At 39.7% G+C, this 22881-nt stretch carries 15 protein-coding genes; 4 read left to right on the forward strand and 11 right to left on the reverse strand.

The annotated features are described in order from the left end of the window. Positions 1–1257: 1257 nt before the first annotated feature. The 7 genes from trhP to EAE92_RS11015 form a co-directional block, all read right to left on the reverse strand. Positions 1258–2619 (reverse strand): prephenate-dependent tRNA uridine(34) hydroxylase TrhP, encoded by a 1362-nt coding sequence (gene trhP, locus EAE92_RS10985; RefSeq protein WP_214068106.1) that lies wholly within the window; start codon positions 2617–2619, stop codon positions 1258–1260. Positions 2620–2816: 197 nt separating this feature from the next. After that, a complete protein-coding gene (locus tag EAE92_RS10990) occupies positions 2817–3161 on the reverse strand; it encodes a YegP family protein (RefSeq protein WP_036805088.1) in 345 nt (114 codons plus the stop codon). Between the two features lie 97 nt (positions 3162–3258). Then, positions 3259–3963 carry an envelope stress response regulator BaeR gene (gene baeR, locus EAE92_RS10995; RefSeq protein WP_214068107.1) on the reverse strand — a complete coding sequence of 235 codons (705 nt, stop codon included), beginning with the start codon at positions 3961–3963 and terminating at the stop codon, positions 3259–3261. After that, the gene (gene baeS, locus EAE92_RS11000) at positions 3960–5348 is read right to left on the reverse strand and encodes an envelope stress sensor histidine kinase BaeS (RefSeq protein WP_214068108.1); all 1389 of its coding nucleotides are present in this window, start codon (positions 5346–5348) and stop codon (positions 3960–3962) included. The genes baeR and baeS overlap by 4 nt, the downstream gene beginning before the upstream one ends. Next, positions 5345–8431 carry a multidrug efflux RND transporter permease subunit MdtC gene (gene mdtC / locus EAE92_RS11005; RefSeq protein WP_214068109.1) on the reverse strand — a complete coding sequence of 1029 codons (3087 nt, stop codon included), beginning with the start codon at positions 8429–8431 and terminating at the stop codon, positions 5345–5347. The genes baeS and mdtC overlap by 4 nt, the downstream gene beginning before the upstream one ends. After that, complete coding sequence (locus tag EAE92_RS11010) at positions 8428–11574, reverse strand: MdtB/MuxB family multidrug efflux RND transporter permease subunit (RefSeq protein WP_214068110.1); 3147 nt, start codon at positions 11572–11574, stop codon at positions 8428–8430. The genes mdtC and EAE92_RS11010 overlap by 4 nt, the downstream gene beginning before the upstream one ends. Next, a complete protein-coding gene (locus EAE92_RS11015; protein ID WP_214068111.1) occupies positions 11574–12779 on the reverse strand; it encodes an MdtA/MuxA family multidrug efflux RND transporter periplasmic adaptor subunit in 1206 nt (401 codons plus the stop codon). The genes EAE92_RS11010 and EAE92_RS11015 overlap by 1 nt, the downstream gene beginning before the upstream one ends. A 642-nt stretch (positions 12780–13421) precedes the next feature. Here EAE92_RS11015 and EAE92_RS11020 point away from each other — a divergent pair. The 3 genes from EAE92_RS11020 (at position 13422) to EAE92_RS11030 (ending at position 16357) form a co-directional block, all read left to right on the forward strand. Continuing rightward, on the forward strand, positions 13422–14351 hold the full coding sequence (locus tag EAE92_RS11020) for a nucleoside hydrolase (protein WP_214068112.1): 930 nt from the start codon (positions 13422–13424) through the stop codon (positions 14349–14351). Between the two features lie 25 nt (positions 14352–14376). Then, a complete protein-coding gene (gene add / locus EAE92_RS11025) occupies positions 14377–15366 on the forward strand; it encodes an adenosine deaminase (protein ID WP_214068113.1) in 990 nt (329 codons plus the stop codon). A 310-nt stretch (positions 15367–15676) separates the two neighbouring features. After that, positions 15677–16357 carry a Crp/Fnr family transcriptional regulator gene (locus EAE92_RS11030; protein ID WP_339959372.1) on the forward strand — a complete coding sequence of 227 codons (681 nt, stop codon included), beginning with the start codon at positions 15677–15679 and terminating at the stop codon, positions 16355–16357. Between the two features lie 81 nt (positions 16358–16438). Here the strand turns inward: EAE92_RS11030 and asnB are convergent, their stop codons facing one another. From asnB to EAE92_RS11050, 4 genes are read right to left on the reverse strand one after another with little or no spacing between them, the layout of a single operon-like run. Further along, positions 16439–17971: an asparagine synthase (glutamine-hydrolyzing) gene (asnB, locus tag EAE92_RS11035; protein ID WP_214068114.1), complete on the reverse strand. Its 1533-nt coding sequence runs from the start codon at positions 17969–17971 to the stop codon at positions 16439–16441. Between the two features lie 35 nt (positions 17972–18006). Beyond that, on the reverse strand, positions 18007–19362 hold the full coding sequence (gene aroA / locus EAE92_RS11040) for a 3-phosphoshikimate 1-carboxyvinyltransferase (RefSeq protein WP_214068115.1): 1356 nt from the start codon (positions 19360–19362) through the stop codon (positions 18007–18009). A 28-nt stretch (positions 19363–19390) separates the two neighbouring features. Next, a complete protein-coding gene (locus EAE92_RS11045) occupies positions 19391–20695 on the reverse strand; it encodes a 3-phosphoshikimate 1-carboxyvinyltransferase (RefSeq protein WP_214068116.1) in 1305 nt (434 codons plus the stop codon). Between the two features lie 50 nt (positions 20696–20745). Continuing rightward, positions 20746–21144: a RidA family protein gene (locus EAE92_RS11050; RefSeq protein ID WP_036805111.1), complete on the reverse strand. Its 399-nt coding sequence runs from the start codon at positions 21142–21144 to the stop codon at positions 20746–20748. A gap of 451 nt (positions 21145–21595) precedes the next feature. Between EAE92_RS11050 and EAE92_RS11055 the strand changes: the two genes are divergently transcribed. Continuing rightward, positions 21596–22870 (forward strand): ATP-grasp domain-containing protein, encoded by a 1275-nt coding sequence (locus EAE92_RS11055; RefSeq protein WP_214068117.1) that lies wholly within the window; start codon positions 21596–21598, stop codon positions 22868–22870. The last annotated feature ends 11 nt before the right edge of the window (positions 22871–22881 follow it).

Consider the following 22881-nt stretch of genomic DNA (forward strand, 5'->3'; position numbering starts at 1 on the left):
CGAAATCATGGCTGTCAGTATATGTGGCAATTGCTTGAGAAAGTGAAAACGTTTTTAAATTCATGTCCCTACAGGAATAGCAGAGAATAAAAAGAGTGAGTGTATTATAATTATGAAAAGTTATTTAACATCAATGTTTTTAAATCCATATAATCCTGTAAGCAACAGTCAATATGGTTATTTATTCTTTCTTAAAAGTGATAATAATATTAAATAGTAATTATACTAAATTCTTAGTTTTGACTTGTATTTATCAATTAATTAACTGATTGATAAATACATCAATATAGTTTGATTTTATCACAGGTAGAAAATTTCTCATGTTTTTATTACCAATAGTGACATTTCGGTTTCTTTCATTTACCAAGAGTAATTTATTATTACATTTCTTCTTTAGTAGTTTGTTTGCAAACGATGTTTTATAAAGTTATTGGTTCAATCGATATAGGTTAAAAGCTTGATAGATAAAGGTTGAATGTCTATTGCTATTACTCGCTAAACTAATTTTTCCTGATGTTATTGTTGGGTGATATTTTTCATGCTGGTCCGGTGTAAAAATGGGTTTCTATAGTTTTTTGGTTTACTAAGCAGCTCCTATTGTGGGATTAAATTTCATCTTTACAAGAGAGTAACATGTACTGTGCTGTTGTTTATCATCTTTAAGGTGATTTGGCTATTTTATCCCTGTTTATACTATGGATATATAAACCGAAATCCATTTTGGGCTGTTAAGTCGGTATAGTCAGCTAAATGTTGAACTAATAGTTTTAACAATAAGTAAATTGTAATTATCTGTTTTCATAATTTTCACCTGATTAATTCTATCAAATTGTATAATATTTGGTCTAAATATGATGAATTTCCTGAATTATTGAACAGTGGAAAATTTTAATTACATTTCTTTAGATAGTGTGATATTTCAATAAGTAGAAATATTCTCTTATTAATATATAGGTATAAGGAACACATTGATATAAATATTCATCGCTTTAATAGTTAAATTTCTCTATTTAATTAATCATGTAAATGAATTTTGTAACTTGTTGATTTTATTTCTCGGAGAAAAAAGAAAAGGCCAGCTCAAGGGAGATTGAGCCGGCCAAGGAGGTGGTTCCTAGTCTTACTGTAAAACTTTTTTAATTTTTTATTTTTCGTCAGCAATACTACGGTAAATAAAATAGTATTGATGTGATCTGTTTCTAAAAAAAGAAATATATCCTCATAAAGAGGGGATATTGATGATTATTTGTCTGAGTCTCAGTTCGTTTGAGCAGATTGAGAATTAATACCATTTAGATTACGTATTAATAAGGCATAATTAATATCGATTTGTTCTGGAATTGGCAAATAGACAATATACCCATCACCAGGCGCAACTTCCATTGGTTGGCCTTTTTTATCCTGCATTGCTTCCAATGTAAACTGGATATTGCCTGATGGCGTCATTAATTCGAGACGATCTCCGATTATGAATTTATTCTTGACAGCAACTTCAGCTAATCCGTTGACTCGTTTACCCGTAAATTCACCGACAAATTGTTGTGTATCGGATATCGAATAGCCATATTCATAAGTCTGATAGGCATCATGGGTATGGCGGCGTAAAAATCCTTCGGTATAGCCGCGATGAGCGAGTCCTTCTAACGTTGTTAGCAGAGTTGGATCAAAAGGTTTCCCTGCGACGGCATCATCAATGGCTCGGCGGTAAACTTGCGCTGTGCGAGCGCAGTAATAGAAGGATTTTGTCCGTCCTTCGATTTTCAAAGAGTGAACGCCCATTTTAGTTAATCGCTCAACATGCTCAACAGCACGTAAATCTTTAGAATTCATGATATAAGTACCATGCTCATCTTCGAAAGCTGACATATATTCACCAGGGCGTTTTGCTTCTTCGAACGTAAATACTTTATCTGTTGGTGTGCCCTTTCCCAATGTTGGCTCGATATTTTTTGTCGGTATAGGTTCATGCATATGCACAATATTACCGATATCATCCTCTTTGCCTTCTTGGACATGATATTCCCAACGGCAGGCATTAGTGCAGGTTCCCTGATTGGGATCTCGTTTATTAATGTAGCCGGATAACAGGCAACGGCCAGAATAGGCCATACACAACGCGCCATGTACGAAAACTTCCAGTTCCATACCGGGAACCTGCTGGCGAATCTCGTTAATTTCATCGAGAGAAAGTTCTCGGGAAAGAATGACCCGCGTCAGCCCCATTTGTTGCCAGAATTTTACTGTTGCCCAGTTAACCGCGTTAGCTTGGACGGAAAGATGAATCTCCATTGCAGGAAAAGCTTCACGAACCATCATGATCAGTCCGGGATCGGACATAATGAGAGCATCTGGTCCCATGTCAATGACAGGTTTTAGATCACGGATAAAAGTTTTCAGTTTGGCATTGTGAGGCGCAATATTGACCACAACATAAAAGCGTTTACCAAGCTCATGGGCTTCTTTAATGCCGAGCGCCAGATTTTCGTGATTAAATTCATTATTGCGAACGCGCAGGCTGTAACGTGGTTGACCGGCATATACGGCATCTGCGCCATAGGCAAAAGCATAGCGCATATTTTTCAGCGAACCGGCAGGGGAAAGTAATTCTGGAGTAAACATGGTTAAAAAATTCTCGATTTGAGTTGAGATTAATTTTCACTATAAAAAGTAAGGATAAGGCGGGGATTCTAACGCTTAATTTGTTGAGGACACAAATTTATTGGCATGAAATGTTCGTTGCAAGTGATTGATGAAGGGCGCCTTATCAATTGATAGTAACTTTCAACTGATAAGGTGCGGTTTATCATGAAAAAATGTCATTCTGACTTTGTTAAATCTCGGACATTGGTGCTGGAGCCATGTTTAATCGCAGATTGAATGCCTTTTTTGGCTGCGACTTCATTATCGTGAGATTCGCTGATGCCGATAACTTGATAGTTTCTCGCTTTCAGCACGAAATAGGACTTGCCAGATTTATTTTCTCTGATTTCGAAGTTTTTTTCTGCCGGTGAATTTGCTTGGACAGAACGAATTCCTTTATTCGCTGCTGCCTTGGTGGTGTACATTTCACTGGTAAGGATAACTTCACCGTTCGATGCTTTTAAATTGAAGTAATACTGCTTGTTTTTTGTTCTCTTAAGATCATAATGACCTATAGCCATAAGAAATTCCTCCAATTAAAGGTAAGTATTTTTAATATAGCTGAATTTCTGACCGGTGAAAGGTTGAGAGAAATTTAATTCAGTTAAAATGTGACAGTTATAACAAACGGCATATATCCGCTTCCCATCGGTAGCCAAGTCCATAAATAGAACGAATGAATGTTTTACTGTTGTCCAATTGCTCCAGTTTACGGCGTAAATTTTTAATGTGACTATCAATAGTACGGTCTGTCACGATTCGGTGATCGTCGTACAGATTATTCAGTAATTTATCACGGGAAAATACTTGTCCTGGGCGACTTGCCATCGTTTTTAATAACCGGAATTCAACTGGGGTTAAGTCCAATATTTTATCGCGGTAACGCGCTTGGAAACAGGCTTCGTCAATTTGCAGATCGCTTTGCTTGACAATATCTTGTGGTCGGTAACAACGCCGAAGAATCGTTTTAACTCGCGCGACAATTTCACGTGGACTATAAGGTTTACAAATATAATCATCTGCCCCAATTTCCAATCCAAGTAAACGGTCAATTTCTTCCGTTTTGGCAGTGACCATGATAATCGGTACGTCAGAGAAGCGGCGAATGTCCCGACAGATAGATATGCCATCACAGCCTGGAAGCATCAGATCCAGCAAAATAATATCTGGAATATGTTGTTGTACGTGGGAGACAGCTTCATCACCCCGCAGTAGCCACTGGGTTTTGTAATCAGCCGCCCGCAGGTAATCAACCAGCAACTGACCAAGCTTGGGTTCATCTTCAACAATCAAAACAGTATATTGTTCAAATTCCGTACTCATAACGTTTCGCCGTCGAGGGATTTAGTTAGCGGTAATTCTACGATAATTCTCAAACCACCTAAAGGTGAGGGTTCGGCATGGATTGTGCCGCCATGTGCTTCAACAATGTTATAGCAAATAGCTAATCCAAGCCCTGATCCGCCACTGGCGCGGTTTCGTGAGGATTCACTACGGTAGAATCGTTCAAAAACCCGTTGGCATTGCTCTGGTGACAAACCGGGCTTACTGTCCTCCCAATTCAGAATGAAGTGGTTATCGTGAAAGCAATCTTTAATGATTAATTTTCCATTATCAGCGGTATAGCGAAGACTGTTTTCCAGTAAATTATGAAATAGCTGAGTCAATCTGCTTGGATCAGCAAACACCATAATAGTTTCAGGAAGTTTAACATCTATTTGGATTTGCTTATCAAGGAAACGTCCACGATAAGATGCGATAGCAGCCTGAATTAACTCACTGATATTGATAAATTCTTTCCGGTATGCCAGCGCTCCGCGATCGGATAAAGAGAGTTGGTGTAGATCATCAACCAGTTTGGTCAATGTGGTAATTTCAGCCAATAACGAATTGAGCGTTTCTGGGGTGGGTTTGTGAACACCATCCTGTAACGCTTCCAATTCACCGCGCAATATAGAAAGGGGGGTGCGCAGTTCATGAGAAATATCGGCCATATAATCGCGACGCATCTGCTCGTTTTTTTCCAGGGTACTGGCGAGCTGGTTAAAATTGTGGGCAAGCTGACCAATTTCATCTTTACTTGATGGTGTGACTCGGGCGCTGAAATCGCCGGCTGCCAGTTTATGCGTCCCTTCAACCAAACGTTTAACGGGTTTTAACATACCGCGGGATAATAATAGCGTGGCTATGATTGCCAGCAAGGTAGATAAACCGGCAATGATCCAGCTTGTCAGTTGTTGTTGGCGATCAAAACTGATGTCAGCTTGACGGGTAATTTTATCTGATGTGCTGACAATGACCCAGCCAACGACTTGATGATGATAGAGGATTGGTTTGCGATAGGTCTCTGCCGGGATTCTACCTTCATGACCGACCAGTAGTTTCATGTCGCTGTCCACTACCCAAAATTGAGTTCGCCAGCCGCGAGGGGGTGGACCTTGATAACTTTCACTGGTTTGTTCAATGGAGCGAATAATTCGAAAAATTACCCGGTCATTTCTCTTTAAGAATTTCCAGTTACCATATTGCTGATATTGTTCAGCCAGCGCTTCGGCTAACATAGCGGTACGTAACTGGATATTTTGTTTGATATAACCAATAAAACCGTGCTGGAAGCTGCTTCTTACGCCCCAATGCATAGTGATAAGCACCAGCATACAAGTGGCGAAGATGGCCATAAATAATTTACTGCTGATGCCGAGTTTCATGATGGCTCCATAATTTGCCTGGCGGCACGCCATTGTCGCCACTTTTCCCTTAATCGATCAAAACAGAGATAGACCACCGGTGTGGTATATAGCGTCAAAAGCTGGCTCATGACCAAACCACCCACAATGGTTATTCCTAAGGGTTGACGTAATTCCGCACCATCGCCACTACTCAAAACCAGTGGCAGAGCACCAAACAAAGCGGCCAGTGTAGTCATCAGAATTGGACGGAAACGTAACAAGCTGGCTTGGAATATCGCATCACGGGCGCGGATATTACCGTTACGTTGAGCTTCAATAGCAAAATCCACCATAATAATGGCGTTCTTTTTCACGATACCAATCAATAACATGATGCCAATTAACGCTATCAGGCTGAATGGTGTGTCAAACAGTTCCAATGCCAGTAGGGCGCCAATGCCGGCAGAAGGTAGGGTAGAAAGAATAGTCAATGGATGGATATAACTTTCATACAGTATCCCTAGCACCAGATAGACGGTAATAATGGCGGCCAGAATCAAGAATAATTGGGATTTCTGAGTTTCCTGGAAAATCTGGGCGGTACCAGCAAAAGTGCCGCGAACTGTTGAGGGTACACTGAGTTCAGTCATGGTTCTTTCAATTGCATTGACAGCGTCAGAGAGGGTATAGCCTTCCGGTACATTGAAAGCAATGGTTGAAGCAGCAGAAAGCCCTTGATGATTGACACTTAGCGGAGCGTTAGCCGGTTGCCAATGGGCAAAATAGGAGAGTGGAATAGCTTTTCCTTGATTGTTAATCACAAACATTTTTTCCAGCGCACTGACATCCTGTGTATACTCTGGTGCAACTTCCATCACAACCTTGTACTGATTAAGTGGTTGATAAATGGTGGATATTTGTCGCTGACCAAAAGCATTGTTCAGCAGGCTATTGGCGTCATTGACATTGATCCCCAGACGAGACATGGTGTCGCGGTCATAGATTATTGCCATTTCAGCCCCTTTATCCTCTTTATCCGAATTTACGTCGGTCAGTTGGGGCAATTGCCCTAATGCTTTACGGATAACCGGCTCCCATTTGCGAAGATCGTTTAGATCATCTGCCAGCAATGTAAATTGATAGCTAGCATTAGCCTGGCGACCGCCAGCCTTAATATCCTGTACCGGAATGAGAAACAGATTTGCCCCCGGTTCATTGGCAAGTTTAATTCTCAGGCGTGAAATAACCTGTTCAGCGCTTTCTGACCGCTCTTTTAATGGTTTCAGAGAGATAAACATAAAGCCATTATTTACCCTTCCACCGCCAGTAAAGCCGATAACGCTGTCCACCGTAGGATCTGCATTGATTGTTTGCATGAAGTTTTTCATTTTTTCACGCATAGATTGGAAAGAGATACTTTGGTCCGCCCGAACGAACCCTAGCAACCGACCGGTATCTTGCTCCGGGAAGAAAGTTTTGGGGATATGGATGTAGAGCCAAACATTTAGGGCAATGATGCCAGCCAAAATTAACAATATCCAACGGCTATGATTAAGAACCCACATCAGGGAGCGTCCGTAAATTTGCTGAATTTTCAGCAGAACTTTACCGAATCCCCGTATTTTCTTCTGTGCTTTGGGAAGCTGAGATTTTAGTAAATGAGCGCACATCATTGGCGTTAGTGTTAGAGAAACCAATAATGAGATGCCGATTGAGGTGGTTAAGGTAATGGCAAATTCACGGAACAGCCGACCAACCAATCCATCCATGAGTAGGAGTGGGATAAAGACCGCTACCAGTGAAATACTCATCGAAAGGACGGTAAAACCCACCTCCCGGACACCACGTAGTGCCGCTTGCATAGGTTTTATACCTGCTTCAAGGTGGCGGGAAATATTCTCCAGCACCACAATCGCATCATCCACCACAAATCCTGTGGCAACCGTCAGCGCCATTAAAGAAAGATTGTTCAAACTGAAACCGCACAGATACATGGCGGTAAAGGTGCCAATGAGTGAAACGGGTACAGCGATGGCTGGGATCAATGTTGCGCGACCGGAACGCAAAAACAGGAACACCACTAGAATGACTAGCCCGATAGCAATCACCAATGCACGTTCTACTTCTGCTAATGAAGCACGAATCGTTGGTGTGCGATCTTGAGTAACTTTCAGTTGAATACTGGCAGGAATAGATTCACGTAATGCAGGTAATTGTTCCCGGATACGGTTTACTGTGGCAATAATATTCGCGCCGGCCTCACGGCGAATAATCAACAAAATAGCTGGTTTACCGCCAGAAATTCCGGCTGCTCTGACATTCTGAACAGAATCTTTTACGTTTGCTACATCCTGCAATCGCACCGGTGAACCGTTGTTGTAGTGAACGATGATTGGGCGATAGCTTTCGGCTGTTTTTAACTCATCATTCGTTTGGATTTGCCAGTGTTGCTGATCGGAATCCACATATCCTTGTGGACGGCGAACATTGGCGCTGCCGATAGCTTTGCGTACCGCGTCTAACGAAACTCCCTGATGAAACAGGGCGCCAGGATTCAATTCAACTCTGACTGCCGGTAATGAGCTTCCGCCAACAGAGACTTCACTGACGCCTTCAACTTGGGCGATTTTCTGAGCCAGCTGAGTAGAGGCAAAATCATAAAGCTGCCCTTGATTATAGGTATCAGAAGTCAATGTGAGGATCATTATCGGGGCGTCAGACGGGTTGACTTTGTAATAATGCGGTCTGCTCGGCATACCGGAAGGCAACAGACTTTGAGCGGCGTTCAGTGCTGCCTGTACATCCCTTGCTGCGCTGTTAATATCACGATTAAGGTCAAATTCAAGTGTGATATCGGTATTGCCAAGGGAGCTGCTCGACGTCATTTCATTCACTCCGGCAATTCGGCCTAGGGCATGCTCCAACGGAGTAGCGACAGATGAGGCCATTGTCTCCGGTGAGGCGCCCGGTAATGAGGCGTAAACGGAGATCACCGGAAAGTCCACTTGTGGTAAAGGAGAAACCGGCAACAAGGTAAATCCTAATACTCCACATAGGGTTATGGCTAAACTCAATAGCGTGGTGGCAACAGGACGTTGGATAAATAAGGCAAAAAATTTCACCGCGGCTCCTGATGATCAATAGATGAAGTGCTTGGGGCTGATAGCTGGCGATTGCGGCGATAGTGCGCCAACCGGTCAAATAGTAAATAGATCACCGGCGTAGTAAACAACGTCAGGATCTGGCTCATAATCAGTCCACCTACCATACAGATACCCAGAGGCCGACGTAATTCAGCGCCTACACCGGTGCTGAGCATTAAGGGGAGCGCTCCAAGCAACGCTGCCATTGTGGTCATCAGGATTGGGCGGAAACGTAATAAACACGCCTGATAAATGGCTTCGTAAGGCGATAATCCCTGTTCGCGTTCTGCCGCCAGCGCGAAATCGATCATCATGATGGCATTTTTCTTCACAATACCTATCAACAAGATAATGCCGATGATTGCAATGACATCCAGTTCCTGACCTGCCATCATCAGCGCTAGTAGCGCCCCCACTCCTGCTGTCGGCAACGTGGAGAGAATTGTCACCGGATGGATGAAGCTTTCATACAATATGCCTAGCACGATATACATAGCGATAATGGCAGCCGCGATTAGCCACAATGTATTGCCCAGCGCACTTTCAAATGCCAGCGTTGTTCCCTGAAATTGGGTGGAAATGTCTTTGGGCATTTTGATCAATTGTGCTGCATTACGAACAGCGTTCACCGCCTGTTCGAGAGAAGCATCCTCGGCAACGTTAAAAGAAAATGTCGCTGAGGGAAATTGAGCGAGATGATTGATTGCCAGTGGGCCAAATCGTTGTTCAATAGTCGCGATGGCTCTGAGAGGCACGACATGGCCGTCAGTTCCGTTAAGGCGGATGTTATCAAATGCTGCCAGCCCTGGAGTCGATGTTACATCATGTTCCAAGATGATCCGATATTGATTAGCCTGTGTATAAATGGTTGAAATTAGCCTCTGGCCGAATGCGTTGTAGAGTGCGTTATCTATAGCGGCCATTGAGATACCCAATCGGCTGGCAGTGTCTCGGTCTACTTTAACGTAAGCGATTAGCCCCTGATCTTGCCAGTCGCTGCTGATATCAACCAGTTCTGCTCTCTGCTTTAGTTCAGCCAGCAATTTGGGCACCCAGATACTCAGTTCATCGAGAGAGGTTGCCTGCAAAGTGAATTGGTATTGGGTTCGGGTAACCTGAGTGTCAATCGTCAAATCTTGCATCGGTTGCAGATAGAGTTTTATGCCGGGTATAGCGGCAACTTTTTCCTGCAAACGCGGAATAATACCAATGATTCTGTCATCACGCTGATTCAGTGGTTTTAGTGTGATTTGCAATCGTCCGTTATTCAATGTTGGGTTACTGCCATCAATACCGACAAAGGTGGTGATATTTTCTACTGCCGGATCTTGCAGTAATAAAGATGAAACTTGCTGTTGCTTATCTACCATTGCAGCAAAGGAAATGGATTGCGGCGCTTCAAGTGTTCCCTGAATCAGCCCATTATCCTGCGATGGAAAAAATCCTTTTGGAATCAACAGATAAAGCAGGGCAGTTAGCGCCAATGTGCTTAGGGCGATGCCGAATGTGATCCACGGATGGTTCAGCGCTCTTTTTAGCCATACGGCATAACCGGCGATCATTTGTTCAAAAAAGCGTTCACTGGCTTGTTCGAAACGATTGTGTTTTACCTGTGATTCCGGTTTCAGTATTCGAGCGCACATCATAGGGGTTAATGTCAGCGAGACAATGGCTGAAATCAGAATTGCCACGGCCAGGGTAATCGCGAACTCACGAAACAGGCGGCCAACGATATCGCCCATAAAAAGCAGTGGGATTAGCACCGCAATCAAAGAGAAAGTCAGGGAGATAATGGTAAAACCGATTTCACCCGCACCTTTCAATGCTGCTGTCATCGGTTTCTCGCCTCGTTCTATATAACGAGAGATATTTTCAATCACTACAATGGCGTCATCCACGACAAAACCGGTGGCAATGGTGAGCGCCATTAGCGTCAGGTTATTGACGGAGAAACCGCAGAAATACATCACTGCGAATGTACCAATCAGTGAAAGAGGAACGGCGATACTGGGAATGAGTGTTGCAATACCGTTACGTAAAAACAGGTAAATCACCATAACAACCAGTGCAATTGCCAGTAACAGCTCAAACTGAACATCTTTCACAGAAGCGCGAATGGTTGTCGTGCGGTCAGTCAGGATTTTCATCTCGACGGATTTAGGCAAGCTGCTAATAAGTTCCGGTAATATCTGACGAATGTTATCTGTGGTTTCAATGACATTGGCGCCGGGCTGGCGCTGAATATTAATCACAATGGCCTGTTTGTTATTTGACCATGCGCCGAGTTTGGTGTTTTCAGCGCCTCGTTCAATGGTTGCGACATCTTGTAACCGTACCGGTGATCCGTTTTTATAGGCAACGATCAAGTTGCGGTAATCGCTTACTGATTTCATTTGATCGTTAGCTGAAAGCGTGACGGAACGGGTCGGACCATCAAGGCTGCCTTTGGCGGAGTTAACGTTAGCGTTGTTGATTGCAGTACGGATCGTTTCGCTATCCAAGCCCTGTGCCGCGACAGCTTGAGCGTTTAACTTCACTCTGACGGCTGGTCGCTGGCCGCCGGCGAGTGTCACCAATCCTACGCCGTTGATTTGGGAAATTTTCTGTGCGATACGGGTTTCCACCATATCTTGAATCTGTGTCATTGGCATTGCGTCGGAGGTGACCGCCAGCATTAAAATAGGCGGATCAGCGGGGTTAACTTTACTGTAAATAGGAGGGTAAGGAAGGTCATTCGGCAGTAAATTACTGGCTGCGTTAATGGCTGCCTGCACTTCCTGCTCGGCGACATCTAACGGCAAAGTCAGTTGGAATTGTAATGTGATAACGGAAGCCCCGCCGGAACTTTGGGATGCCATCTGTTTAAGACCGGACATTTGCCCGAGTTGTCGTTCCAGTGGTGCGGTGACTGCCGAAGTCATCACATCGGGGCTTGCGCCGGGGTAGAGTGTGACAACCTGAATGGTGGGATAGTCCACTTCCGGTAATGCAGACACGGGCAGCATGCGATAGCCGATAATACCTGCCAGCAGGATTGCTGCCATAAACAGCGTAGTGGCGACAGGTCGCAAGATGAACAGACGTGATGGTCCGCCTCCTGGGATTAGGGAGCTTGCCTGCATCAGGAATTCTCCGTTTTGTCGTGTTTTTGCGGCTGAGGCTTATTTACCATCGGCGTGACAATATCCACCTTGGCGCCATCTGTCAGGCGATCGATACCGTCAGTGACCACTTTATCACCTGCTGCCAAGCCGGTACTGATAACAACGCGTTTTGTATCCTGCAATTTGACCGTGACCAGATGCTTGCTGACTTTATTCTCTTTGCCTAACATCCAGACAAAATTCCCTTCATTACCCATTTGCAAAGCAGCATTTGGGATCACCACTGCGTTTTCCAGTGTATCGACTTTAATACGGACATTAACGAACTGATTTGGGAATAAGACGCTATCTTGATTGGAAAAACGGGCTTTCAGCTTAATTGTACCGGTAGCGGCATCAATTTGATTATCAATGCTCAACAATTTTCCTTCGGCAAGTTGTTGCTGGTTATTGCGATCCCAGGCGCTAACAACGACGTCATGATTCGCTTTTTGAGCTTGCAAAACAGCATTGATATCGTTTTCAGGGAGTGAAAATAGCACATCTACTGGATCGGTTTGGGTAATAATCACAATAGGAGAATTGTTGCCGCTGGAGATAAAATTTCCTATATCAATCTGTTTCAAGCCCACTTTACCGGAAATGGGCGCTGTAATACGACTATAAGTGAGTTGGAGTTTAGCGCTATCAATGGTTGCTTGATCAACTTTCAGACTGGCTTCGTGTTGACGGACAAGCGCGCGTTGATTATCCATTTCTTGTTGGGAAATCAGTTTAGTGTTTGCCAATTTCTGGTAGCGATTGAGGTCTTGACGGGCATTCGCCAATATTGCCTCGTCTTTAGCCAGTTGGCCTTTGGCTTGTGCTAACTGAACTTGAAAAGGGCGTGGATCAATTTCCGCCAGTAAATCCCCTTGTTTAATTTGTTGACCTTCCTGAAAGTGCAAAGCGATAAGCTGACCTTCAACCCGGCTGGTTATCGTGGCGGTATTGGCGGCCTGAATGGTGCCAAGCCCGGTCAGAAAGCGAGGGACCGCCTGCTCTTTTGCCGTGGCGATTTGAACCGGAGGCAACGGGGGATGCCTTAAACCGGAAGGTTGATCCGATGCGCTAGATTGTTGAGGGGTTTTAAATTGGCACCAAAAAAATATGGCCGCAGCGATGGCAATGACGGCTAGTGTTGCACGGAAAATAAGGGTACGGCGTTTATTATTTTGATTCATTTCTTCGACATTCTCTCAAACGCAAGGTCAAGGTATTGCTTGATTATATCCGATTGAAATATCGGTTTAATCACATCTATTAGTTTAGACAGTGAGGATAGGCTAAAAAATGGAGAAAATGTGGAAAATATGTCAAGGAAGCGCTTTTTAAGGTAAATTGAGGCGTTTTTTGTCATTTTTTTCGAGACGGCTCCAGAAATTATGCAAATGATGCTGCCTTCGTTACCTTCTTTTCCTTTTTCTCGTTCATATTTGAGTATAATTTTAAATAGATAAACTTAATGAAAGACGTTAATTGTCTATCTTAGGCAGCTATTTTTTCTTTATATTTTGCATGTATGTATTATTTATAACCCATAACTTCAAATGATTTATTGACGGTATATACCCAATGGATTTCAAGATGCATCGCGACGGCAAGGGGGTGAATCCCTGGGAGCATAGAAAACTATGTGACCGGGGTGAGTGAGCGCAGCCAACAAAGAGGCAACTTGAAAGATGACGGGTATATTGTGAAATAGATCACATACTCGTTATATATCTCTATGCACATTGTTTCTTGATTTTGAAAAAAGGTCATGTGACTTTTTTTGGGCGGAACTTATAACTTAATGTAAGGAACATAATAAAGGGAGGTAATCTATGAGACATTTCATTATTGATACGGATACGGCTTCCGATGATGCGGTTGCATTACTGATGGCGCTCCGTGAACCTTCAGTTTTTATTGAGGGTATCACCATTGTTGCCGGTAATTGTGCTGTTGCTCAATGTAGGAAAAATGCGTTAATTAGTATTGAAAAAGCAGGAACATATATTCCTCCGGTATATGAAGGAATGAGCAAGCCATTATTTAGAGAACACTATGCTTCATATCATATTCATGGAAAAGATGGTATGGGTAATATGGATTTACCTGAGTCTTCACTAATAGCAGAGGATAAACATGCAGTAGATGCAATTATTGATATCGTAAAAAAATTCCCTGGTGAGATAGAGATAATCACTTTGGGGCCGTTGACAAATATTGCGATGGCTATCTTAAAAGAGCCAGATTTGTATAAGCTTATCAAGGGGGTTTATATTATGGGTGGGTCGGGGATGAAACCGGGTAATATTACGCCGTTAGCTGAATTCAATATTTATGTTGATGCTGAATCAGCTCATATAGTATTGAATTCTGGATTGAATCTTATATTTTGTGGGTGGGAGTTAGGTATGGATGAGGCTTTTATTGGTGAATTCGATATGGATAAATTAAATTCTTTAGGTGATCTTGGTCAGTTTGCAGTGAACTGTAATAGGACATTGATTGAATTTAATGCGGAAAGAACGAATAGAAAAGGGTTTGATCTGCCTGATCCTATAACAATGGCTATTGCTTTATATCCGAATGAAATGATAGAGGATAAATTAGAGGCGTATGGTTATGTTGAATATCAAAGTGTGCGTTCATATGGGCATTTAGTTATTGATTCAACTGATCTTCTCAATCATCCCCATAATATGACTGTGGTGACTAAAATCAAAGGTAGAGTATTTAAGAATAAATTATTTGCATTATTATCATAATTTTAATCATATAGGCGAATAAAAGATGAATTTTAATCCTGATTTACTGAGAAAGGTGGAGTTACATACACATCTTGATACTGGGTTGAGCTATCATTTCGTTAAAAAACTTATTCCTGATATTACCCAGAAGTCGTTTTGTGAAAAATATATTGCCTCTGAAAAATGTCATGATTTAGGTGATTTTTTAAATAAGATTACCCCTTCATTGGATTTGCTACAAAAAAGGGACGTCATAGCCGATGCTGTAGAAGATCTTTTCATACAATTAAAAAGCGATAATATAGTCTATGCTGAGATTAGATTTGCCCCTTTACTGCATCTTCGTTTAGGATTAAGTGACCGCGATATTGTGGAAATTGTTTTGGAGGCAATGAAAAATTCTTCAATTAAATATGGTATAGCAGCTGGTTTAATATTATGTACATTGCGGCATTTTTCAGAAGATCAAAGTTTGAGAACCGCATATCTGGTCAATGAATATATTAAATATGGTGTTGTTGCTCTCGATCTTGCTGCCGATGAGGCAAGATATCCGCTCAATGCGCATTTGAAGGCGTTTAGAATGGTGTTGGAAAATGGTGGAAATGTTATTGCACATGCAGGCGAAGCGAAAGGGGCTGAGAGTGTGCGTGAGACTATTAATGAATTAAATATCTCTCGTATAGGGCATGGTGTCAGAAGCATTGAAGATCGAGATGTTATTGAGCTTATTATAGAAAGAAATATCCATTTAGAAATATGTCCGACATGTAATATTGTTTGCGATATTTATGATATCTATGAAAACCATCCAGTTAATTTTTTAAAAGAGATTGGTGTCAATATTGGGATTAATACGGATGCCCGGACAGTTGCAAATATAACTTTATATGAAGAATATTTAAGGCTTAATCGATATTTTGGTTGGCAATATAGTGATTTTATTGAAACAAATTTGAATGCATTACAGGCTTCCTTTTCTAGTAATGAATTGAAAAATCGATTAGAAAAGGAAATAATGAGATTATCGTAGTGAAAAATTGCATTTTATTCATCTTTATATATAATTGGAAAAGTTTATATTAAATCTGTAATCTGTAATCTGTAATCTGTAAATATCTTAATGGAGAAATCTATGGAGAATAAATGGAAAGATCGGAGATATTTAAATATACTTAGTTATATACCCTATGGATTTCAAGTTGCATCGCGACGGCAAGGGAGCGAATCCCCGGTAGCATAGAGAACTATGTGACCGGGGTGAGTGAACGCAGCCAACAAAGAGGCAGCTTGAAAGATAACGGGTATAATGTGATTTAAGATATAGTGGATTAAATATGTGTGTGGATAAACAGAGGAAGCTGAAAAATTATATTGATAAATATCATCTTGATAGCATTTTTCCATTAGAATTTATGCAAAAGTTGGATGTGGTTGATGTTAAGAAAAATGCTTATCTTACGCATCAGTCATCGAATTTTACTCATCTCTATATTTTGGTTGAGGGGAAACTTAAGGTTGAGTTTTATAATGTTAATGGCAAATTCTTTGTTTTTGCCTTTGCTACTCCTCTTTTTCTTATTGGAGATTTAGAGCTTTTTCATTCCCAAGAGAATAACATAATTAATACTATTTTTGCTCAGGAGCAGTCAGTACTTCTATCAATACCGTTAGAGACGGTGAAAACATTTGGCTTAACGGCTCCTGGATTTCTTGAATTTGTTTGTAAACAACTCAGTAATAAGCTTTTCGAGTCATTTTTGTTTCGGTCGGGAGTATTTTTGACTGTTGAGGATAAATTAAAGCGATTTCTTTATTATAATTCGGAAAGAAATGGATTTGTACAGATATTAGAGAGAAGGGAAGACTTAGCATCTATTTTAGGTGTTTCAGTTAGGCAATTAAATAGGGCTATTAAGAGTTTGAATGAGAAAGGAATCATTATGTCAAAGAATAAGAGAGTTGAAATTATTGATTATGATTTTTTAAAAAAGGATATTGAGTTCCAGTTTGATGTTAAGTGATGTAAATAATAAATTCTATTTTCTCAAATAACTGCATTGTTAGCAGGATAAACAATGCAGCATATCAACACAATGGCGAAATTATGATATGAAATTAAAGTAACCAGATTCTGAGAAATCTTTACCAGATTCTTTGAAACGTTCCTTGGGTAGTGGATAGCCTAAAGAGAGATATTTTTCAGCGAAATAGAGAGCGCTTTGGTTGGTTAACCCGATAGTATTAAGGTTGTCAACAACGCTCTTTGGTAGATCGCATTTAATATCTTTAATGTAATCTATGATAGTATTTTTTACCCCGCTACCATCTGGCATTCTTATTTTGGGTCTGTCAATGATATATTCGGGTATTTTTCCTCTGAATGCTTCACGTAAAATATATTTTTCTACCCCGTTATTAAGTTTGTAAGAGAAATCCAGACTTAAGACATAAGGAACTAGTGCTGAATCCATAAAGGGAACTCTTGCTTCAACCGTATTTCTCATGCTTGCTCGATCAACTCTTTGTAAATCAGTCCTATGTAGATTATTTAATCGATATAGGGAGAGATAATGGGGATCGGGGTATGTCTTAAATAGATCGTAGCCAGCAAAAATTTCATCACTGCCTTCTCCACATAGCGCGATTTTAAAGCCGAGGCGGTTAGCGATATAATAACCAAAGTGAGCAATATTCGAATCAATTGCATCAATCTGTTCGAAAAATTCACCATAATAGATAGCATCTTGGATGTTATTAATTAATTCTTCCTGAGTAAAGGTATAGATGATGTGTTTTATCTTATTCTCAGAACAATATCTTTGGGCAATTTCAATATCTTTTGAGCCGGGTAATCCAAATGAAATTGCTGTAACATCGTGGTGATATTTGTGTGCAAGATAGAGCACAATGGTGCTGTCTATACCGCCGCTAAACATAATTGATATGGGCAGATCTGTATCAACCCTCTTTTTGACCGCATTATCTAAAAGTGAATAGACTTTTTCTTTTGCCCGTTCGAAATTATCGTTGCTTGCGAAAATATTTGTGTCGTAGCTAATATATTTTTCACTGGTAAAGCCGTCGAAAATTGAACCGGGTTCAACAGGTTTAATTTCTGAATTGAATTCGATCAATGATTTTATTTCTGATGCTACATACCAGTTACCCTCTTTTTGGGTATAATAGAGTGGTTTTATTCCGACGTGATCTCTTCCTAATAAGAATTTATTATTCTTATTATCAAATAGAATAAAACTGAACATTCCATCTAATTTTTTAATAAATGACTTGCCATAGCAAATGTAGGCGATTAGGGTAACTTCTGCGTCGCCGCCATTTTTAAATTGATAGCCTTGTTTAATTAATTCATTTCGAAGAGACTTATAGTTATAAATTTGACCATTTAGAACAAGATGAAGATCATGTTCCTGATTCGATATGGGTTGATAGGCTGAATCACGTTCGACAATAGCAAGCCTGTTGGTTGCGATTGCAAAATTATTTCTGACAACCTTTTCATTAAACCGAGATGAATCACCTCGATGCGCTATTTTTGACATTATAGTATGTAGCTTATTTTCAATATCATCAATAAGCCTGTTTTCTGTATTAAAAATACCACCAATTCCACACATAGTGAATTCCTTTGGTTAAGAGTTATCAATGATATTTAAACGTCTTCTGGTATAGGGCCAGAATATTTTAATTCATTCACGTTGGCGCCCAATGTGGATATTTCGGCGAAATATTCTGGATAGGTTTGACCAACATGATATGGTTCACTAATAATGAGTGGCTCATCACAATGTAAACCTATTGTGGTGAGCGCCATGATTAACCCATGATCATAATGGCCATCAACAATAACACCGCCTTTATATCCATATGGATTGCCATAAATAATTAATTGATCTAGCTTCTCTTCTGATCTAATTCCTATTTTGTCTAATTCCCGCCGAAAATCGGAAATTCTATCTGATTCTTTATAGCGAATATGTTCAATGTTATAGAAAACGCTTTTACCATCGGCAAACGCGGCTAATGCAGCAAGTGCAGGTACCGCATCCGGCGCCAGTGAACCATCGAAATCTTGCGCTTTTAGGCAGCCGTCAGAGCGAATATTGAGACAATCTTCTCTGATAAAGCTGATTTTCGTTCCACTGTTAATTAAATAATCCACCACTGCGCCGTTACCTAATTCTTCCTCAAAGAAACCGTTTAGGGTGACGTCAGAATTCAGTGAGGCGCAAAGTGCAAGGATCGCTGCCGTGCTGGCGGGATCAGCGCCGACGCTAAATTCTGATGGGATAAATCGACTTTTTCCTGTGGTAAAGAAATTGCGGAATTTATCGTCATATTCAATATTGATGCCGGATTTGCGCAAATTATTAATTGTCGTGTGAACCATCGATGGCGCGGTAATTGTATCGGTGACTTTTATTTGTAGATCTCGTTCACTGATAGCGCCTAAGTAAAGTAGTCCACTCAGGAATTGAGAGCTTTTTCTGCATGAAATCTCAGTGTAATTACCGATATTTCTGTTTGATTTCATGCTTATTGGTAAAAGTGAATCTGGCCCAACGGCGGTACACTGAATATTGAGTAATTTGAGTGCATTGACCATTTCTGATTGTGAACGTGTACCCAGGGAGTGACGGTATTCTGTAATAAATTCAGTATCAGGTAAATAACCGGATACACCCATTAATAGTCGTAATACAACGCCAGAATTACCTGGATTAAAGATGATTTTTTTATTAATTTTTCTGATATCTATGCCTTCTACAATGGTTCCTGTAATATCATTATTAAATGATGCTCCTAAACGGGAACAGTTTAATTTCATTGCTGTTGTATTGTTCCCTGATGCCATGTTATTTATTTTACTTGTACCTTCCGTTAATGATGCAGTCAGAATGGCGCGAGTTGAAGAACTTTTTGAGGCAGGTAAAGTTATTGAACCATTTAGTGATTTGGTTTTATTTATTTCGATAAATGGCGGATGATTATTACCATAATACTTCATATTTTTATCTCGCTTATTATACTGTTAGCTAATTTATTCTAGCCCCGAGAGAATTTAAGGATTGGATAAATCCAGGAAAACCATCATCTAATTTATGTATATGATTAACGGTTGTTGGTTCTCTTGCTCCTAGTGATGCAATAATATTGGATGCGCAAATCCGATGATCATAGTAGCTGAATATTTCAACGCCTCCATTTAATGGTCCGTTACCGTTAATCCTTATTTTTTCGAAAGCCCCAGTATCATTAAAAATTAAATAACTTTTTCCTCCCATCATGCGTATGTTCTCATTAATAATAAATGCTCGTTGGCATTTATGATTATTTATAGCATTAAGGCCGGAAAATGTGATATCTCTATTACCATTAATCGCCGCCGCGATGATATTAGTGGCAACAGAAGGGAGTTCATTTAAATGGATTTCATCTGTAATGGCGTTATATTCCTCCTCTAGGCTGATATTAAGTTCATTCTTAATTGGGTTATGGTTTAAATTCATACCAAATTTTTTATATATATCAAATAGTACTCTTTCGTTAATGGTATTCCCCAGATAATAATTTTTTATGGTGACTTTGCTTGGTCGATTAATACTTAATATTGATGAAGCAATGTAGCTTAGTGATGTAAAATCCGAAGGGATATTAATAGTAATATTCTTTGATTGATATTCAGTTGAAATAAATGTGCTGCCTATGCGGGTAATTTTACTTCCCAGTAACTCCATCATGCTAATTGTTATATTGACATATCCATTTTTAGTTTCGCCGTTGTTGTTAATGATAAGACTTTTTCCCTTAATAAATGGCGAAATAAGAAGAGAGAATGATAGGAATTGAGTGCTCTTATTGAAATTTAATGGTGATTGTGATGGATATATTCTTCTGGAAACCATGATGATATTTTCTTCTTGCTTTTCTGCAAATACATTTAGATATGAAAAAAATGATTCATCATACAGGCTTTCTCTGTTAAACAGTGAATCATTGCATTTTATATAAACTTCTTTTTCCGTCAGTGAGGCTAACGCGACACTGATTCTAAATAACATACCAGATCCATTAGCATTAATAATCCCATTGCAATGATATATTGGACGTGCTCCTTTCAATATGATGTGATTTTTACCTCTGTCCAGAATTTGTAAACCAAACTGTTGTAAAGCAATAAGGAGATCTTCTGTTTCGGTACACCACGATATATTATTTACAGTAGTTATTTCTTCATTCAATAGTGCTAATAGTAGCGCTCTTTGGATATGAGGCTTAGATGATGGTATGACTATTTCCCCATTAAGAGTGGAGCCGGGGAGCACGCTAATTTTATTCATGCCAAGCCTCCAGGTAGATCAATTACCATTGGTATTATTCTTTAATTTAACTATTTGCTGTCGATGGCAATAGTTGTAATTTCAACATAATGTTCTGGCTTCACCATCGATTTAACGGCAATGGTGGTATTGACCGGCCGTATATCGCCAAATTTCTCATTAAATGCTCGACAATAATCATCAAAATGTTGGAAGTCTGTTAAATGTGTTACCGTACTAACAACATCAGTCAGCTCTGCACCAAGTTCTTTCAAATATTTCTCAATTTTTTCTATGATAAATAGAGTTTGTTCGTAAGCATTTTCCCCCATAACATTTCCATCACCATCTGAGGCGACACATCCTGCAATAAAGATTTGATTGCCAACTCTTTTTCCTCTTGAATATCCCATTTTATTTTCCCACGGGGAAGGGCTGAATACTGTTTTTCTAACTTCATGAGATGACATAAATACTCCTATAAATGAAAATATATAAGAAGAAGATTTGGGAATAATAAATAAATTTAAACAATTTATTCTATTAACTAAAAAATATCCGTAAATCAATGTAGTATTAATAAAAGTATATAAATTCTGATATGTCAAATAAATCTAATTATTAAAATAGAATAATTTTTTGTTTTTTTATTAAAAAAGTGAATAAATATTTTATCTTAACAGTAAAGTTATTTTTTATGAAAAAAATTCTATTATTATTTAATTAGTTATGTATCAAAGAGATGAATCTGGTTGTATTTTGACTATTTTTGTATTTGAAAGTCACCTTAGTTGGAACTATACATGATAATTAGGTTGTCTTAATTTTGATGGAAATTTTATTTATTAATAAAAATAGATAATTTAAAGAGTGAATAAAATGGGTATAAAGTAATAATTATTAACTGATGATGGGGTGGATATGGGCGTTTTTATTTTTATTGAAGCAAGGCCGGTTGAATGCTCTGCGATTGATTATATTAGAAATTTAGGATTTTCTCCTGTATTGTTTACTTCAATGGAGTCAATGAATAAAGGATTATATGATGATTTGAAGAAGGAATTATTTGATAATGTTTATTATTTAAATACGAGAAGTAGTGCGGATATCATTAATTTAATTAAAGATAACAACATTCCTGTTGTAGCGATCCTGGGCTGCTATGATGATTTTATGATTGTAGCGTCTGAAGCGGCGTTAGAATTCGGTTTGCCTCATTCGGATATAGATGGTTTGAGGAACGCATTTAGTAAGAAGAATGTTAGAGATATCCTGGCGCAGCACGGTTATGAACAACCTGCCTACGAGGTTTTTCCTTATAATAATATGCCAGAAAATCCTAAAGTTCCTTTCCCATTTGTTATTAAGCCACTTCGTGATGCGGGGGCTTATGGGGTATCGCTTTGTAAGTCTCAAGATGATTACCGTCATGTGATTTCAGAAATTTCATCTAATGGCACGATGTCGATGCTTGGTGAAGTTAATGAGGAGTTCTTGATAGAGGAATTCTTGCAAGGAAATTTTTATGGGGCGGAATTAATTTGTAGTCATGACGAATGGCATATAATTGGCATCAACAGAATTTTTGTTTCTCCTGATGATGACCTGTGTATGATAGGTTTATCTCATCCTGCTGAGTTGTCTGAATTTGAATTTACAATGGCTTGTAAGCTTGTTAAAGAGTGGGTAGCTGTTTTGGGATTACGGGGCGGCGCAATCAATGTAGAATTTATTTATACCTCTCGTGGGCCTGTATTGGTTGAAATCAATTTACGTATAGCGGGCGCTAGAGCCGCTCAACAGATCTTCATGACCTCTGGAATTAATATGGTCAAATACTTGGTCGATTTTGTTTGTGGTATCGAAAGTTCTATATCACCGGAGTCAGAAATAGTTTATCCATTTGTTGCTGATGCATTTGTCTTTTATCGTGATGAGGGGATGGTAAATGATATCGAGGTAGATACTGATATCCCTTATTTTATTTCCGCAGGGTTTAAAAAAACGCCTTTTACTATTTCACCTAAAAATAAAAGTTCGTCCAAAAATAAAAGTTCACCTAAAAATAAAAATTCATCGAAGAATAAGAATTTTGGTTCTATTGTCGGTTATGTTCTGGCTTATGGTGATAGCTGCGAGGAAGCGATGGAGAATGCGACACGTATTGCTAACAGTGTTCGGTTAACAACAAATTAATAAGAGATCAT

It is taken from the genome of Photorhabdus hainanensis, assembly GCF_018448965.1.
Classification (GTDB): Bacteria; Pseudomonadota; Gammaproteobacteria; order Enterobacterales; family Enterobacteriaceae; genus Photorhabdus; species Photorhabdus akhurstii.